At 66.4% G+C, this 14,497-nt stretch carries 16 protein-coding genes and 1 tRNA gene; 7 read left to right on the top strand and 10 right to left on the bottom strand.

The window, feature by feature from the left end:
- Positions 1 to 6: 6 nt before the first annotated feature.
- Positions 7 to 309, top strand: a complete 303-nt coding sequence (ddfA, locus tag LIX00_RS01485; RefSeq protein ID WP_227354413.1) for a DdfA family disk-determining factor — start codon at positions 7 to 9, stop codon at positions 307 to 309.
- 39 nt (positions 310 to 348) lie between these two features.
- Complete coding sequence (locus LIX00_RS01480) at positions 349 to 543, top strand: hypothetical protein (protein WP_227354412.1); 195 nt, start codon at positions 349 to 351, stop codon at positions 541 to 543.
- 6 nt (positions 544 to 549) lie between these two features.
- Here the strand turns inward: LIX00_RS01480 and LIX00_RS01475 are convergent, their stop codons facing one another.
- Together LIX00_RS01475 and LIX00_RS01470 are read right to left on the bottom strand one after the other, a co-directional pair.
- Complete coding sequence (locus LIX00_RS01475) at positions 550 to 2,259, bottom strand: adenine deaminase C-terminal domain-containing protein (protein WP_227354411.1); 1,710 nt, start codon at positions 2,257 to 2,259, stop codon at positions 550 to 552.
- Positions 2,256 to 3,209, bottom strand: coding sequence for an MBL fold metallo-hydrolase (locus LIX00_RS01470; protein WP_227354410.1), 954 nt, complete (start codon positions 3,207 to 3,209; stop codon positions 2,256 to 2,258). The genes LIX00_RS01475 and LIX00_RS01470 overlap by 4 nt, the downstream gene beginning before the upstream one ends.
- A gap of 113 nt (positions 3,210 to 3,322) precedes the next feature.
- On the opposite strand from LIX00_RS01470, the gene LIX00_RS01465 reads away from it, so the two are divergent.
- Positions 3,323 to 3,568: a DUF7553 family protein gene (locus tag LIX00_RS01465; RefSeq protein ID WP_227355649.1), complete on the top strand. Its 246-nt coding sequence runs from the start codon at positions 3,323 to 3,325 to the stop codon at positions 3,566 to 3,568.
- Here the strand turns inward: LIX00_RS01465 and LIX00_RS01460 are convergent.
- The gene (locus LIX00_RS01460; RefSeq protein ID WP_227354409.1) at positions 3,565 to 4,869 is read right to left on the bottom strand and encodes a hypothetical protein; all 1,305 of its coding nucleotides are present in this window, start codon (positions 4,867 to 4,869) and stop codon (positions 3,565 to 3,567) included. The genes LIX00_RS01465 and LIX00_RS01460 overlap by 4 nt on opposite strands.
- A 94-nt stretch (positions 4,870 to 4,963) precedes the next feature.
- Between LIX00_RS01460 and LIX00_RS01455 the strand changes: the two genes are divergently transcribed.
- Positions 4,964 to 5,038, top strand: a tRNA-Val gene (locus tag LIX00_RS01455).
- A 27-nt stretch (positions 5,039 to 5,065) separates the two neighbouring features.
- On the opposite strand, the gene LIX00_RS01450 is transcribed toward LIX00_RS01455, so the two are convergent.
- From LIX00_RS01450 to LIX00_RS01420, 7 genes are all read right to left on the bottom strand, one after another.
- Positions 5,066 to 5,683, bottom strand: a complete 618-nt coding sequence (locus LIX00_RS01450) for an OsmC family protein (protein WP_227354408.1) — start codon at positions 5,681 to 5,683, stop codon at positions 5,066 to 5,068.
- Positions 5,684 to 5,886: 203 nt separating this feature from the next.
- Positions 5,887 to 6,678 carry a helix-turn-helix transcriptional regulator gene (locus LIX00_RS01445; protein WP_227354407.1) on the bottom strand — a complete coding sequence of 264 codons (792 nt, stop codon included), beginning with the start codon at positions 6,676 to 6,678 and terminating at the stop codon, positions 5,887 to 5,889.
- Positions 6,679 to 6,757: 79 nt separating this feature from the next.
- A complete protein-coding gene (locus LIX00_RS01440; protein ID WP_227354406.1) occupies positions 6,758 to 7,021 on the bottom strand; it encodes a hypothetical protein in 264 nt (87 codons plus the stop codon).
- Positions 7,022 to 7,136: 115 nt separating this feature from the next.
- On the bottom strand, positions 7,137 to 8,006 hold the full coding sequence (gene sucD, locus LIX00_RS01435) for a succinate--CoA ligase subunit alpha (RefSeq protein ID WP_227354405.1): 870 nt from the start codon (positions 8,004 to 8,006) through the stop codon (positions 7,137 to 7,139).
- The gene (sucC, locus tag LIX00_RS01430) at positions 8,003 to 9,148 is read right to left on the bottom strand and encodes an ADP-forming succinate--CoA ligase subunit beta (RefSeq protein ID WP_227354404.1); all 1,146 of its coding nucleotides are present in this window, start codon (positions 9,146 to 9,148) and stop codon (positions 8,003 to 8,005) included. The genes sucD and sucC overlap by 4 nt, the downstream gene beginning before the upstream one ends.
- Before the next feature lie 181 nt (positions 9,149 to 9,329).
- Positions 9,330 to 10,316: a LipP1 family hormone-sensitive lipase gene (gene lipP1, locus LIX00_RS01425; RefSeq protein ID WP_227354403.1), complete on the bottom strand. Its 987-nt coding sequence runs from the start codon at positions 10,314 to 10,316 to the stop codon at positions 9,330 to 9,332.
- A gap of 108 nt (positions 10,317 to 10,424) precedes the next feature.
- Positions 10,425 to 11,105: a glycerophosphodiester phosphodiesterase gene (locus LIX00_RS01420; protein ID WP_227354402.1), complete on the bottom strand. Its 681-nt coding sequence runs from the start codon at positions 11,103 to 11,105 to the stop codon at positions 10,425 to 10,427.
- A gap of 53 nt (positions 11,106 to 11,158) precedes the next feature.
- Between LIX00_RS01420 and LIX00_RS01415 the strand changes: the two genes are divergently transcribed.
- The 3 genes from LIX00_RS01415 (at position 11,159) to LIX00_RS01405 (ending at position 14,419) form a co-directional block, all read left to right on the top strand.
- Positions 11,159 to 12,115: an NADPH:quinone reductase gene (locus LIX00_RS01415; RefSeq protein WP_227354401.1), complete on the top strand. Its 957-nt coding sequence runs from the start codon at positions 11,159 to 11,161 to the stop codon at positions 12,113 to 12,115.
- A gap of 75 nt (positions 12,116 to 12,190) precedes the next feature.
- The gene (locus LIX00_RS01410; protein WP_227355648.1) at positions 12,191 to 12,898 is read left to right on the top strand and encodes an SDR family oxidoreductase; all 708 of its coding nucleotides are present in this window, start codon (positions 12,191 to 12,193) and stop codon (positions 12,896 to 12,898) included.
- 213 nt (positions 12,899 to 13,111) lie between these two features.
- A complete protein-coding gene (locus tag LIX00_RS01405; RefSeq protein WP_227354400.1) occupies positions 13,112 to 14,419 on the top strand; it encodes a sodium-dependent transporter in 1,308 nt (435 codons plus the stop codon).
- The last annotated feature ends 78 nt before the right edge of the window (positions 14,420 to 14,497 follow it).

Here is a 14,497-nt window from a genome sequence, read left to right as displayed (position 1 = left end):
CCAGACATGAATCACGAACCAGACGATACGCGTTCGGAGGGGTATCGGGCCAGTCGAACCGCCCTCCAGGAACCGGAACACCGCTACGAACCGATGACGGAGACGATCGTCGAAACGATAGCCGAGGCGGCGGACGCCGACCCGACGCAGTTGGAACCGCTGTACGAGAGCATCGACCCCGACGCGTTGGACGACCTGTTCGACCGACGCTCCGACGCGAACGTTCCGGCCCGCGTCACGTTCCACCACGAAGGGTTCGAGGTCGTGGTCGAACGCGACGGTCGAGTCGAGGTACGCGACCCGAACTGACCGGCACGCTTTTGCTCGCACTCGACGTACGAGGTTTCCATGCCCGACAAGGTGTACGACGTGTATCTCGTCCCGTCCGGTAAGCGCGCCGGCGAGCAGAACATCGTCTCGCCGGTCCAGGGCGACGAACTGGAGTTCTACGACACGGGGGTCTGGTTGTCGCGAACCGGGGGTCGAAATTTCTTCCCGTACGAGCAAATTCGAACGATCAGGGAACACCACGGCGACGAGTGAGCGCCGCTACTCGGAGCGCAGTCCGACGATTTCGCGGGAGAAGATGTCGGCGTAGCCCGAGAAGGAGAGCTTGAGCGACGGCACGCCGGGGAAGGTGAGCGTCTGGAGCGCGAGCATCGGTCGTTCGACCTCCGCGCCGAGCGTTCGGAGGGCGCTCTCGATGGCGCCGTAGAGCTTCGCCGTCTCCTCGACTTCGAGGTCGGAGCACACGCCCCCGACCCGGGTCGGAAGCTCCGCGACCACGTCGCCGTCCTTGACGACGGCCCAGCCCCCGCCCATCTCGTTGACGTGGGCCACGGCGCGACGAAGGTCGTCGCCGCTCCCCGCCGCCAGCACGCCGGGGACCTCCCAGACGAGGCTGGTCGCGACCGCGCCCTCGAACGCGCCGTACCCGGTCAGGAATCCCGTGAAGCCGGTTCCGTCGCCGTCCGGATGACGGTCGAACAGGGCGACTTTGAGTAACCCGTCCTCCGGCGCGGCGACGAGTTCGCCGTCCTCGACGGGTGGTTCGACCGTCGTTTCGGCGGACAGCAGCCCGCCCCGGTACTCGATGGCTCGAACCGCTCCCTCGGCGGCGGGCACCCGGAACTCGTCCGGGTCGGTGCTGACGTTCACGCTGTCGTAGAATCGTTCGGGGTACTCGTAGGAGCGCGGCGCGACGGTCGTCTCGTGGTTGTTGTAGACGACCTCGCCCCCGCTGATGACGGTCGTAACGTTGACCGTCTCCAAGTCGTCGATGAGCAACACGTCGGCGACGTTGCCGGGCGCGAGCGACCCGAGGTTCGGCAGTCCGAAGTGACGGGCCGGATTGAGCGTCGCCATCCGAATCGCGTCTGCGGGCGGGACACCCTCTTCGATGGCCCGGCGGACGACCACGTCCATGTAGCCCTCGCGGACGAGCTGGCGCGGCCACATGCCGTCGGTCGAGAGCGAGATTTCGCTCGCGCCGATCGCCTCGTACGCCTCGCCGACCGCGCTCATATCGTCCCGAATCGACCCGTACCGGCCGATTGCGTGGATTCCGTTCTCGACTCGCTCGACGATCTCATCGCCCGTGATGGCCTCGTGGTCGTCGTCGACGACGGACGCGAACGCTTGGAGTTTCGCACCCGAACAGCCCGCGCCGTGACCCGAGACGGTCTTGCCCTCCCGATTCGCGCGGTCGTAGAGCACCTCCGCGTTCGTGTCGCGCCCGACCGCGTGAATCCAGTCGGTTTCGCCGATGCCGACGATTCGCGGGTCGTCGACGAGTTCCGCGAGCGCGTCGACGTCGGCCCGCGCGGGCTCGAACGTGTCGATGACCGGTTGGGGCGGAACGGTGGCGTACACGCGAATCGGGAGGTACGAGGTCGCCGCGAGCAGCTGTTCGACCCCCTCCCGGCCGAAGGCGGGGCCGAATCCGGTCACTTCCGTGACGACGGTCGTCGTCCCGCCTTCGAGCGCGTAGTGGTAGGCGTTCTCGAACGTCTGGTGGAGGTCGATGTGGGTGTGGGCGTCGATGAAGCCCGGAACGACGACTCGGTCGCTCGCGTTGATGACCTTCGTGTCCTCGCCGACGGCGTCGGTCGCGTCCTCGGGGAGCGCGGCGACGCGATTGTTCTTTATCGCCACGTCGCGGGCCTGAAACTCGCACGGTTCGGGGAGGAGAACGCGCCCGTCTCGAATCACGAGGTCGGCGGGTTCGTCGCCGAGCGCCACCGGTTGCAGGTCGTTCACGCCGTCACCTCCTCGTACACGATGACTCCGCCTCGCTCGCTGTGTTCCACTTCGTTCCGTTCTTCGAGCACGTCGAGGTGGCCGACCGCCTCGCTCATCGCCGGGAAGTACTCCGTCGCGGGCAGGTCGCCGAAGAGGTCCTCCATCACGTCGAACGGCGTCGTCGGCCCGTTCACGAGGTTTCGGACGTTCTCGGTTCGTTCCTCGTGGGCGGCGAGAATCTCCCCGATTCGCTCCGACGGCGTCGAAATCTCCTCGCGGTGCCCCGGGAGGAAGCGGTCGAACTTCCGGTCCCGGAGCCGTTCGAGCGAGCGATTGAACGCCGGAAGGACGCGAGGGCGACCCTCGCCCTCCTCGGCGGGCGGTTGGAGGAGCGGATTCGGCGTGATGTCGGGGAGGACTTGGTCGCCGACGATGGCGTGGGATTCGCCGTCGACCTCGTAGGTGAAGATGGTCTCGCCGGGTGCGTGGCCCTGTACCGCCTCGGCGGTCACGTCGATTCCGTCGACGGTGACCGATTCGCCGTCGGTGAGTTCGACGTCGGTTTCGACCTTGGGCGAGACCGAGAGGAAGGCCGCCGGGAGGTCGGTCACCGTCCGGGCGGTGGTTTGAGCCATCCCGCATCGGTCGAAGAAGTCGGCGAAGTACGACTGTTCGTACTCCAACCGACGGGCGAAATCGCGGATTATCCCCGCCGTTCCGGGACTGGCGACGACGCGAGCACCGGACTCCTGAAGCCGCGCCGCCAGTCCGAAGTGGTCGGGGTGCGGGTGCGTGATGAGGACTTGCTCGACGTCGGTCGGTTCGAGGTCGGCGTCCTCTAACGCTTCGAGCAACACGGTCCAAGCCTCCTCGCTCCCCGGTCCCGGGTCGACCAGCGTTCGCCCCGCGAGGTAGGCGTTCACCGGACCGACCTGGAACGGCGTCGGAATCGAAAGCCGCGTGAACATACGTCCGGTTTCTTCGCCCGGGGTAAAACCGTTTTTGAACCGACAACCGGTCGCGTATCCTGACACAACCATTATATCTGTCCCTAGCGTAAGGACACAATCAGGTGGGAGAAATGAACAAACACTTCGAAGACGGATGGTACTACCTCCGACGCGCCGCGAGGCACTTCGGGCGCGGTATCCGAATCGAACTGGAACCGGTCGAGCGACGAGTCCGCGAGCGGTTCGGCGAGGGGTCCGACCCCGAACCCTCCCGACGCGAACGGGTGCGCTCGAACCTCCGCGAGGCGGAGCGAGCGGCCAAACGGCGCTCCCGCGACGCGATGCGAGACGTCCGAAAGCGCATCCGAACGAGCTAAGGTTCGAAGCCGACGCACTCGCAATCGGTGAAATCGCAGTTCTCGAACGTCGGCGACGCCGCGTTTTTTCGATCGACGTCGACCCGTCCGCGGAACGTCGAGTTCCGGAATTCGACGTGGTCCGCCTTGACCAGCACCGTCGTCCGGTCCGCCGCGTCGTGCGCGGCGGTCACGCCGTCGAAGCGTATCCTCGGCCCGAGCAGGTTGATTCCGTTCCGGTCGTTCGCGCCCGACCGGAAGCCGAGTCGACAGTTCCGAAGCGTCGTCCCCTCGCGCCAGAGTTCGGCGCAGTAGGCGTGTTGCGAACCGTCCCCGCGGTCTTCGAGTTCCACTCCCTCCAGCAGAACGGTCTCCGGGCCGTCGTTGACCTTGATAGCGCGCGCCGACGAGTCGCAGTCGATGGTCAGGTCGCGCACGCGGGCCGACCGACTCGACACTCGCAGGCCGTCGTTGTCGCAGTTCGGCAGGGAGAGTTCGCCGCCGGCGACGCGCACGTCCCCCTCCTGTAGCCAGAGGCCGCACCCGGTGTACGCCGTCTCGCCCGCTTCGATTCGGACGTCGCGGGCCACGTCGCCGTCGCCGAGTCGGAGGTTCGCGTTCCCGTTGTCCTTCCAGCGTCCGCCCTCCACGACGCACGGGCCTTCGCCCCCGGCGAGGTAGCCGCCGTTGTTCACCCACCCCTCGACGCGGCAGTCGCGGAACGTCAACTCCCCGCGGTGGTCGTCGGTGACGCTGATGCCGATGGGGTGGCTGGTCTGCGATTCGACGGGCGATTGGTCCGGGTAGGCGTCGGGGCGGAACTCGCAGCCGTCGGGGAGCGAGACGCTCACGACGCCCGACCCCTCGGGGTGCGTGACGGCGGCGTAAATCGCGCCGAGGGCCTTCTTGCCCGCCGAGGCGCACTCGCCCTCCACGACCACGTCCTCGATGCGGAGGCTGCGGGCGGCCCGCGCCGAGACGGCCTGCGCGCCCACGCCATCGGCGGTCATGTCGAAGGTGAGGTTCCGAATCTCGACCGAATCGGCGGACGATTCGGGGGTCGCGCCCCACCCCCCGCCGACGTCGAGGCAGTACTGCTGGTCGGGGTCGGTCACGACCAGCGTGGCGTGCGGGTCGCCCACCACGGCGATGGCCTCGCAGTCGTTGTGCTCGAACCGCCCGTCGAGGCGGTAGCGCCCCGGCGCGAGGACGAACTTCGTCCGAGCGCCCGCGTAGGCGTCGAACACTCGATTCAGGGGTTTCTCGCCGCTGGCGACGGCGGGGTCGATTTCGGCAACGTCCACCACGTTCCAGTCGGTCACGTCCGGGGGTCGGTATCGGCGAACCTTGGTCGTAGTGGCCGCCCGCGGTTGAAAGCAAGCCTTAAGTCTCGGGCAGGGAAACGGATTATTGCGAGGGTCGGTAGTCTAGTCCGGTTATGACAGCTCCTTCACACGGAGCAGATCGGCAGTTCGAATCTGCCCCGACCCATTCTCCGAAAAATCGATTCGAAAGTCGTTACGCTCCCTTCTTCGACACCACCGGTTCGCACGGGTGCGCCAGCGTCACGAGGTTGAACACGGCGGAGCGCCGGGCCGCGCGCCGGATTCGCTCGAGGGTGTCGTCGTCCACGTTCTCGCCGCCGACGGCGATTTCGACGCGGAGGTCGCCGAACTGGTCTCTCGGGGTTCCGTCCTCGGTTTCGACCTCGGCCAGGTCGAGCGCGACGAAGGGATCCCACGGAACGCGCACCCTCGTCTCCAATTCCTCGACGTCGATTCCTTCCGCCATCAGGCGAAGCGAGATGACGTGATTGAGACACCCGCTGAGGGCTGCCAACGCGCCCTCGATGACCTCCGGTCGGTCGTCGGGGTCGACGAACCCCATCGCTTCCTCGACCTCCTTGTGCGCGCCCCAGAGGAACGAGTAGTCCCGAGTCCCCCGGTCGATTTCCGCCCCGCCGAGCGCGTAGGGGCCGACCTTCGAGAGCGTGTGGAACGCGCGACCCTCCCAGCGACCCGTCGCACTCAGTTCGAACTGGACGTCGTCCGGGTTCGCCTTCGCGTACTCGACGAACTCGCCGAACGTCTCGCCGTCCACACCGTACCTGACCGCTTCCCGTTGTTCTACCGTCATCTGTTTTCACTCCGCGACCGACGAGAGGCGCGGAGAGGGGATATAAATTCCTTCTGAAAACACTTGCAACGAACGAAATCGTTCGGGCGGTCGTTACGATTTCACGACCGCTCGGTCCTGCACGGCGTGAGCGGGCTTTCGTCGCCTGCAACGCGCTCGCCTTCCGTCGGCGACGAGACCACGTCGAGCGGAGACGGTTCCGGTTACGTTTCGGTCGACCGCGCCGGCGCGAAGGGTCGAGATTTCGCCCTGTACGATTCGTATATCTTCTCGGCTTGAGCGAACGCGCCCGGATTCTCGGTGTCGACGACGACCCGCAACAGGCCGGTGTCCTGCGCGTATCCGGTGAGCGCGATGCGGCCGTCGAACAGCGTGAGTCCGCACGGGAGCGCGTCGTACAGTAGGATTCGGAGATTCCCGCTCTCCGCGGCTTCCGTCGCCGCGGCGGGGTTCCACGCCGCCACCGCCTCGATTATCGGCGGCGGATAGATTATCTCCGTCTCCATCCCGTCGACGATGTTGCGGTGGAGCGTGTCGACGTTCGCCGATTTGAGCGTGGCCGTCCCGAACGCCCGCATCGTCTCCGCGCCCTCGATGAGTTCGTCGAAGCGACGAACCGCCCGGTAGGGGTCGGCCTCGTCCGCGACCGTCACCGTCGCGTCGGTGAACATGTCGAGCGTGAAGCCGAGCGATTCGGCGGGGAGCAACTCCAGCACGTCGCGGAGTTTCTGCTCGGTCTCCATCCGGGTCAGGAGGTTCCCGAACCCCTCCAGCACGAACCTGCCCTGCGAGGTCAACTCGTACCGATAGCCGGATCGGACGACCCACTTTCGCTCCTCGAAGTCGCTCAGGATGCGTCCCAGCGTCGCCGAGGACGCGCCGGTCGCTTCCTGCAGCGCGGGGCGGTCGCGCGGGGAATCGGAGAGCGCGTCGAGCACGTCGACCCGGTGCTCCGAGCGGGCGAGAAACTCTACGTCGTGTATCGGCGAATCCATGACACGAGTACGCACACCGAGGTAATAGCTTTCGCTGACGACGGATGGTCGTTCCGCGCACGAGCGGTCAATTCGGTCGCTATCGGTTCCGCCGTACCTCCGCTCCCCCGACGACGACCCCGAGAGCACCGAGTCCGACGAATCCGGCGGGGGTGAGCGTCCACGCGCAACTGCCGTACTCGACACCGACCGCGTGCCAAGCGACGATGACGCGGTCGATACCGCCACCCCGACCCAGACAGACGGTCCCGGCGCTCGGCTTCGACAGCACGAGAACGAGAAGACCGAGGAGGGCCACCGCGAGACCGACGTTCCGACGCTTCGCGGAGCGGGTTCGGATCATCCGGTTCGGAGTTGCCGCGACGAATTAAACGCTTTGTGGCGCGATCGCTCCGCGCGGTGAACCACCGCCCGAGAACGAGAACACTACGAAAGAAAACGAAACTCGCGAAACCGCCTTACAGCAGGTCTTCGATGTTGTCCGCGACTTCCTCGGGCGTGTCGCCGACCGGAACGCCCGCGTCGTTCAGCGCGTCGATTTTGCTCTCCGCGGTGCCGGTGCCGCTACCGGAGACGATGGCTCCGGCGTGGCCCATGCGCTTGCCCGGCGGGGCGGTTCGCCCGGCGATGAACCCGGCGACGGGGGTGTCCATGTTCTCGGCGATGAACTTCGCGGCCTGCTCTTCGTCCTCGCCGCCGATTTCGCCGCACATGACGACCGCGTCGGTGTCGGGGTCGTCCTCGAACAGCGAGAGGGCGTCGATGAAGTCGGTGCCGATGATGGGGTCGCCGCCGATGCCGATGGCGGTCGTCTGGCCGAGTCCGCGCTCGGTCAGGTTGTCCACCACTTGGTAGGTGAGCGTCCCGGAGCGTGAGACGAGACCGACGTTACCGGCTTCGAAGATGTTGCCGGGCAGGATGCCGAGTTTCGCCTCGCCGGGCGTGATGATGCCGGGGCAGTTCGGCCCGATGAGTCGCGTTTCGACCTCCGAGAGGCGCTTGTACACCTTCGACATGTCCTGCGTCGGAACGCCCTCGGTGATGGCGACCACGAGGTCGAGGTTCGTATCGAGCGCCTCGAAGATGGCGTCCCCGGCGAACGCGGGCGGCACGAAGACGACCGACGCGTCGGCGTCTTCCTCCTCGACGGCTTCGTCCACGGTGTCGTAGACGGGCACGCCTTGAACTTCCTGCCCGCCTTTGCCGGGGACCGCGCCGGCCACGACGTTCGTTCCGTACTCCATCATCTGCTCGGTGTGGAAACTTCCCTCTCCGCCCGTGATACCTTGGACGACCACTCGGGTGTCGTCGTCGACGAGAATGCTCATTGTTCTACCTCCTGGGCGTTTTTGACGGCGCGCTGCACCGCGTCTTCCAGCGTCGCTTCGACCTGCACGAGGTCGGTGTTCAGTATCTCCATCCCTTCCTCGGCGTTGGTACCCGCGAGTCGGACGACCACGGGTTTCGGAATCTCGTCCAGGGATTCGAGGGCCTCGTTGATGCCCTTGGCGACCTCGTCGCCGCGTGTGATGCCGCCGAAGATGTTGAAGACGACGGAATCGACGTTCTCGTCCGAGAAGACCATGTCCAGCGCGTTCGTCACGCGCTCCGCCTTCGCGCCGCCGCCGATGTCGAGGAAGTTGGCGGGGCTCCCCCCGTAGTGGTCCACGAGGTCGAGCGTCGTCATGACCAGTCCGGCCCCGTTGCCGATGATGCCGACGTTCCCGTCGAGTCGGACGTAGTCGAAGCCGTAGTCGTTGGCCTTCGCCTCCAGTTCGTCCTCCGCCGCCTCGTCCTCCATCTCGGCGAGGTCGGGGTGGCGGAAGAGCGCGTCGCCGTCGATGTTGAGAACCGCGTCCGCGGCGACTACCTCGTCGTCCGCCGTGACCATCAGCGGGTTGATTTCGGCGTCGCTGGCGTCCTTGTCCTCCCAGAGGTCGTAGAGCGTCGTGAGGACGCTCGCCGCGTCCAGCGCGACCTCGCGGTCCACGCCCGCGTCGTAAACCGCCTTCCGGGCCTGATAGGGGTGCATCCCGAACGCCGGGTCGACGTGCTCGCGCGCGATGGCGTCGGGGTCCTCCTCGGCGACTTCCTCGATGTTGACGCCGCCCTTCGAGGAGACCATGGCGACGGGCTTGCCCTCTCCGCGGTCCATCGTCACGCCGACGTAGAGTTCGTCGGTGAAATCGACGGCCGCTTCGACCAACAGCTTCTCGACCGTGTATCCTTTGAGGTCCATCCCGAGGATGGAGTCGGCGGCGTCCTCGGCTTCCTCGCGGTTCTCGGCGAGTTTAATGCCACCGGCCTTCCCGCGGCCGCCGACGTGTACCTGCGCTTTCACCGCAACGGGGTAGCCGATGTCCTCCGCCGCTTCGACGGCCTCGTCGACGCTCTGAGCGAGCGCCGAATCGGGCGTCGGAATCCCCGCGTCGGAGAACACCTCCTTCGCTTGGTACTCGTGTAGTCTCATAGTGGGCTCGCACGAAACTTCTGGAGAAGGGCGGATAGTACTTCCGAAAAAAACCGGGACGACCGCACCCCGAGTGCGCGCCGTCCCGACACGCGAACGGCGCGCTATCGGCGGATTCGGTCGTACGGAACCCCTCCCCGCAGATCGTCACGAGCCGCTTCGTTTCGAGCCCGCACGTCGGCTACTCGAAGGCCTCCCTGAGCGCATCGCCGGCGCGCTCGCGCACGTCCGCGGCCGCTTCGATGCCGGGAAACGGCTCAGCGAGACGACGCATGTTCGCGAAGTCGTGAATCATGCCGCCGTAGTGAGCGTGCTCGAGGGAAACGCCCGCCTCGTCGAGCGCCTCGGCGTACGCGAACTGTTCGTCGCGGAGCGGGTCGTATCCGCCGGTGAACAGGGTCGCCGGCGGTAGTTCGGCGAGGATTCGCTCGGGGGCGCGGAGCGGCGACGCCCGCGGGTTCGCCCCGTCGATATCGTCGCGGAGGTAGTGGTTCCAGAACCACACCATCCCTCGGGTGGTCAGGAAGTAGCCGTCGGCGTTCTCCTCGTAGGAGGGGGTGTCGAACGAGTGGTCGGTCACCGGGTAGAACAGCACCTGATGGTCGATGTCCGGCGGGTCGACGTTCTTCTCGACGGCCATCTGCGCGACGACCGTGGCGAGGTTGCCGCCCGCGCTCTCTCCGGCGACGGCGAGTCCCCCGCCGGCCCCGATTCCCTCCGCGTTGTCGGCGACCCACTTCGTCGCGAGATACGCGTCCTCGACGGCGGCGGGGAAGGGGTGTTCCGGCCCTTTCCGGTAGTCGACCGAGACGACGACGCAGTTTCCTTCGTTCGCGAGCGAGCGCGCGACTCCGTCGTGGGTGTCCAGGTTTCCGACGACCCAACCGCCGCCGTGGAAGTAGACGACCGCGGGCAGTTTCTCGTCCGGTTCGGGGTCGTAGATTCGCACCCTGATGTCGCGCGCGTACGCCCTGATCTTGCGCTCGTCCACCTCGGCGACCGGTTCGGGTTCGACGTCCGGAGTGAACAGACCGCCGAGCAGCGCGCGGCCTTGTTCGGGCGAGAGGTGGCTGAGGTCGGGGGCGTCCGCCGCGGCTAGCTCGTCGAGGAGCGCCCGCGCGTCCGAGTCGAGTTTCGGAGCGCGTCGCTGGTCTATCGGTGTGCTCATCGAACGCCGTACGCCACAGATCGGCATAAACACATTCGCCAAATGTCATGTGTGTGGCGGGGTACGCGGTTAAATGCGGGCGTTCGGCCCCTGATTCGCGACCCGGTATTACCTTCGGGGGCGCACGCGGCGCGTGTCGGCGACCACCCCGTCCACGCCCGCGGCGGCCAGACGCTCCGCCTCCGTCCTCGTTTCGACGGTCCAGGCGTTCACGCGCAGTCCCTCATCGTGCGCCCGCGTCACGAAAGCGGCGTCGCAGATGTCCGCCGAGGGGTGGACGGCCTCGCAGCCGAGGTCGAGCGCGGTTTCGATGCAGTTCGGTCCCCGTTGGCTGATGTAACCGAGCGACGCCGCGGTATCGCGCTCCCGGAGTTCGCCGAGCGCCCGCGGTTCGAACGACGAGAACGACAGTTCGTTTTCAGCGCCGTCGACGGCGTCGAGCACCCTCGCCGCCATCCCGCGGTGTTTCAGTTCGACGTTGACCCACACGTCGTCGGGAATGGCGTCGAGGGCGGATTCCAGCCGCGGAATCGTCTCGCCGGAGTCGAGCACCGTCAACTCGCGGAGTTCCGACCACGGCGTGTCGGCGACCAGTCCGCTAACGTCCGTCAGTCTCGAGAGCTTCTCGTCGTGAAAGACGACGAGTTCGCCGGACCCGCAGCGTCGGACGTCCAATTCTATCGCGTCCGCGTGCTCGGCCGCGCTCTCGAACGCGAGCAGGGTGTTCTCGGGGTACTCGTCGGCGAAGCCGCGGTGAGCGACGAGCGCGGGAACGTCGGACTTGGTCATACCGCAACTGCACTCCCTGCGGACTTATCTGCTCGCCCGTCCATCTCCCGCCCATGCGCGCAGTCCGATTCCACGAACACGGCGGGCCAGAGGTACTACAGGTGGACGATATCGACCGACCAGAACCGGACGACGACGAACTGCTCGTGTCGGTTCGCGCCGCCGCGGTCAACCCGGTGGACACCTACTTCCGCGAAGGGTCGTACTCGCCCGGCGACCTCCCGTGGATTCCGGGCTCCGACTTCGCCGGAGCGGTCGAAGCGGTCGGCGCGGACGTCGATGGCTTCGCGGAGGGCGACCGCGTGTTCGGCACCGGTCTCGGCAACGACCGACCGGGCACCTGCGCCGAGTACGTCGCGACGCCGGCCGACCGCGTGGCACGCCTCCCCGAAGGCGTCGGCTTCGACGAAGGCGCGGCGGTCGCGCTCGTCGGGGTCACTGCGTGGCGGGCGCTGGTCGATCACGCCGGACTCGAACCCGCCGAGAGGTGCCTCGTTCACGGCGGGAGCGGCGGCGTCGGCCACGTTGCGGTCCAGTTGGCGGCGGCGACCGGCGCGCGCGTGACGACCACCGCGAGCGAACGGTACCACGACCGAATCGACGCGCTCGGCGCGCGAACCGTCCTCGACTACGCGCGCGACGACCTCGCGGACACGGTGCGCGAGGCGGGCGAACCCGACGTCGTCCTCGACCACCGACTGGACGACTACCTCCAGTTCGACGCCGACGTGGCCGCGCGGGGTGCGCGCATCGTCGGCATCGGAAACGAGGACGTGGCGGCGGGCTTCGACAACGTCCCCGCCGCGCGCTCGAAGGAGCTCACCGTGACGCTGATGAGCATGTTCAACACGCCGGACATCTCGGCGGTGTTGGCTCGGTTGGCCCGGTCGGTGGCCGACGGGAAGATCGCCCCCGAAATCGCGCGGAGTTACCCGCTGGACGAGGTCGACGCGGCGCAGCGAGACGTGATCGGCGAGAGTTTCCTCGGAAAATTAGTCGTGGAACCGTAAGGCGGGCAAACGACGAGGAGGGTCGCGACGAGCGCCGCATCCGATTTTATGGTGTTCGAACCCGTCGTCCGAGCCATGGACGCGAACTTCGACTTCACCGACGACGTGGCCCTCGTCACGGGCGCGAGCGGGGCGCTCGGAAGCGCGGTCTGCGCCGCCTTCGACGACGCGGGAGCGACGGTCTGCGCGACGGACGTGGTCGAACCGAGCGACGAGGACGCCCTGCTCGACGGCGACCGGGTGGCGTTCTACCGGGGCGACTTCACGGACGAATCGGAGGTCGAATCGGTCGTCTCCGAGGTCGTCGCCGACCACGGCGGCATCGACTGTCTCGCCAACGTCGCGGGGACGTGGAAGGGCGGGTCGCCCGTCGACGAGACCGACGAGGGGACGTTCGACCTGCTCTTCGACGTGAACCTGAAGACGATGTTCCTCGCGTCGAAGCACGCCGTCCCGCACCTCCGCGACCGCGAGGGAGCCATCGTCAGCGTCAGCGCCCGGTCGTCGCTCGAAGGCGGCGAAGGCGACGGCCCCTACCGCGCCTCGAAGGCGGGCGTCCGCCTGCTCACGGAGACCATCGCCGAGGAGAACAAGGGCGTCGTGCGGGCGAACGCCGTTATGCCGAGCGTCATCGACACGCCGGCGAACCGGGAGATGATGCCCGACGCGGACCACGATTCGTGGGTCGCTCCTGCGGACATCGCGGAGGTAGTGTTGTTCCTCTGCAGCGACGCCGCCAGCGTGACGAGCGGGGCGGCGGTGCCGGTGTACGGCGAAGCGTGATTCCCGGCAAAAAATGGCCGCTACCGGTACGGTAGTCACGCGAAACCTGTCGCTCGACAACAGTTCTCACGATCGTAACGTTTCGGATTCGACGGTCTGAGCCGCCGAAATCGCAATTTACGCCCTCGGAATACGAATCAATATGACAGGAGTCGTCTGGTTAATATACATCGCACCGTTTATAACTGATAATTAAGAATGCCACGTACAAGCATGTCACAAAGAGAAACGTGGACATCCCGACTAGGGTTTATATTGGCCGCCGTCGGTAGCGCAGTCGGTTTGGGGAACATCTGGCGATTCCCGTACATGGCGGGTGAAAGCGGCGGTGCCGCCTTCCTCGTCGTCTACCTGATCGCGGCCGTCTTCATCGGACTGCCCGCGATGCTCGCGGAGTTCGTCATCGGGCGACAAACGAAGAAGAACATCGTCGACGCGTTCCGGAATATCGGCGGTCCGGTCGCCGGACTCATCGGCGTCCTCGGCCTGTTCACCGGATTCTGGATCCTGTCGTACTACAGCGTCGTCGGCGGCTGGGTCATCCAGTACGTCATCGGGAGCCTGAACGGCGCGTACTTCGGCGACCCCGGAACGTACTTCACTCAAATCTCGGCGGGAACCGACGCGATACTGTTCCACGCCGTCTTCATGATCCTGACCATCGGCATCGTCGCCGCCGGCGTCGAGAAGGGTATCGAGGTCGGCACCAAGCTCATGGTCCCGTCCATCGCCGTGCTCATGGTGGGTCTCGCCGCGTGGGCGTTCACCCTCGACGGCGCTAGTGCCGGCTACCAGTACTTCCTCAACCCGAACTTCAGCGTCATCGTGGACAAATACCAGACCATCATCCCGAACGCGGTCGGGCAGGCGTTGTTCTCGCTGTCGCTCGGCATGGGCGCGATGATAACCTACGCGTCCTATCTCGACGGCGACGACAACCTCGTCGGCGACGGTCTCAGCATCGTCGCGTTGAACACCTTCATCGGCATCCTCGCCGGACTCGTCGTCTTCCCGCTCCTGTTCGCACAGAACATCGACGTCGGCGAGGCCGGTGCGGGCGCGATCTTCGTCACGCTCGCGCAGGCGTTCGGCCAGCTACCGGCGGGAGGAATCATCGGCTTCGTGTTCTTCGTCATCCTCCTCATCGCGGCGCTCTCGTCCGCGATCAGCCTCCTCGAAGTCGTCGTCTCATACTTCGTCGATAACTACGGCGTGAGCCGTCCGGTGCTCACCGTCGGCATCGGCGTCGTGGTGTTCGCCCTGGGCGTCCCCTCGGCGCTCGACACCAACACGCTCACCCTGTTCGACAAGATCGCCAACAACATCCTGCTCCCGCTCGGCGTCGTGTTGACCGTCATCTTCGTCGGTTGGGTTTACAGCGCCGGCGCGGTCCGCGAACTCCGGCGCGGCCTCGGCAACACCAGCAACATCGGTCCGTTCTGGCTCTGGCACGTCCGCGTCGTCGTGTTGGTCGCGGTCATCGGCACGCTCGCGCTGAGCCTGATGTCGTTCGTTGGCTAGCACCGACGGGCCCGTAGCACACGAACGATTCCGGTAACACGCTATTTTCTCGTCCGACAAACGGCACGATGCTCGGCG

The organism is Haladaptatus salinisoli (assembly GCF_020614375.1).
Classification (GTDB): Archaea; Halobacteriota; Halobacteria; order Halobacteriales; family Haladaptataceae; genus Haladaptatus; species Haladaptatus salinisoli.
Note: the sequence above shows the minus strand (reverse complement) of the source record. Positions and strands in the feature narration are given on the sequence as shown.

Coding starts and splice junctions, on each gene's coding strand:
- LIX00_RS01420 (WP_227354402.1), bottom strand. CDS start 11,105: ATGACCAAGTCCGACGTTCCCGCGCTCGTCGCTCACCGCGGCTTCGCC.
- lipP1 (WP_227354403.1), bottom strand. CDS start 10,316: ATGAGCACACCGATAGACCAGCGACGCGCTCCGAAACTCGACTCGGAC.
- LIX00_RS01440 (WP_227354406.1), bottom strand. CDS start 7,021: ATGATCCGAACCCGCTCCGCGAAGCGTCGGAACGTCGGTCTCGCGGTG.
- LIX00_RS01470 (WP_227354410.1), bottom strand. CDS start 3,209: ATGTTCACGCGGCTTTCGATTCCGACGCCGTTCCAGGTCGGTCCGGTG.
- LIX00_RS01450 (WP_227354408.1), bottom strand. CDS start 5,683: ATGACGGTAGAACAACGGGAAGCGGTCAGGTACGGTGTGGACGGCGAG.
- LIX00_RS01445 (WP_227354407.1), bottom strand. CDS start 6,678: ATGGATTCGCCGATACACGACGTAGAGTTTCTCGCCCGCTCGGAGCAC.
- LIX00_RS01415 (WP_227354401.1), top strand. CDS start 11,159: ATGCGCGCAGTCCGATTCCACGAACACGGCGGGCCAGAGGTACTACAG.
- LIX00_RS01480 (WP_227354412.1), top strand. CDS start 349: ATGCCCGACAAGGTGTACGACGTGTATCTCGTCCCGTCCGGTAAGCGC.
- ddfA (WP_227354413.1), top strand. CDS start 7: ATGAATCACGAACCAGACGATACGCGTTCGGAGGGGTATCGGGCCAGT.
- sucC (WP_227354404.1), bottom strand. CDS start 9,148: ATGAGACTACACGAGTACCAAGCGAAGGAGGTGTTCTCCGACGCGGGG.
- LIX00_RS01465 (WP_227355649.1), top strand. CDS start 3,323: ATGAACAAACACTTCGAAGACGGATGGTACTACCTCCGACGCGCCGCG.
- LIX00_RS01410 (WP_227355648.1), top strand. CDS start 12,191: ATGGACGCGAACTTCGACTTCACCGACGACGTGGCCCTCGTCACGGGC.
- sucD (WP_227354405.1), bottom strand. CDS start 8,006: ATGAGCATTCTCGTCGACGACGACACCCGAGTGGTCGTCCAAGGTATC.
- LIX00_RS01405 (WP_227354400.1), top strand. CDS start 13,112: ATGTCACAAAGAGAAACGTGGACATCCCGACTAGGGTTTATATTGGCC.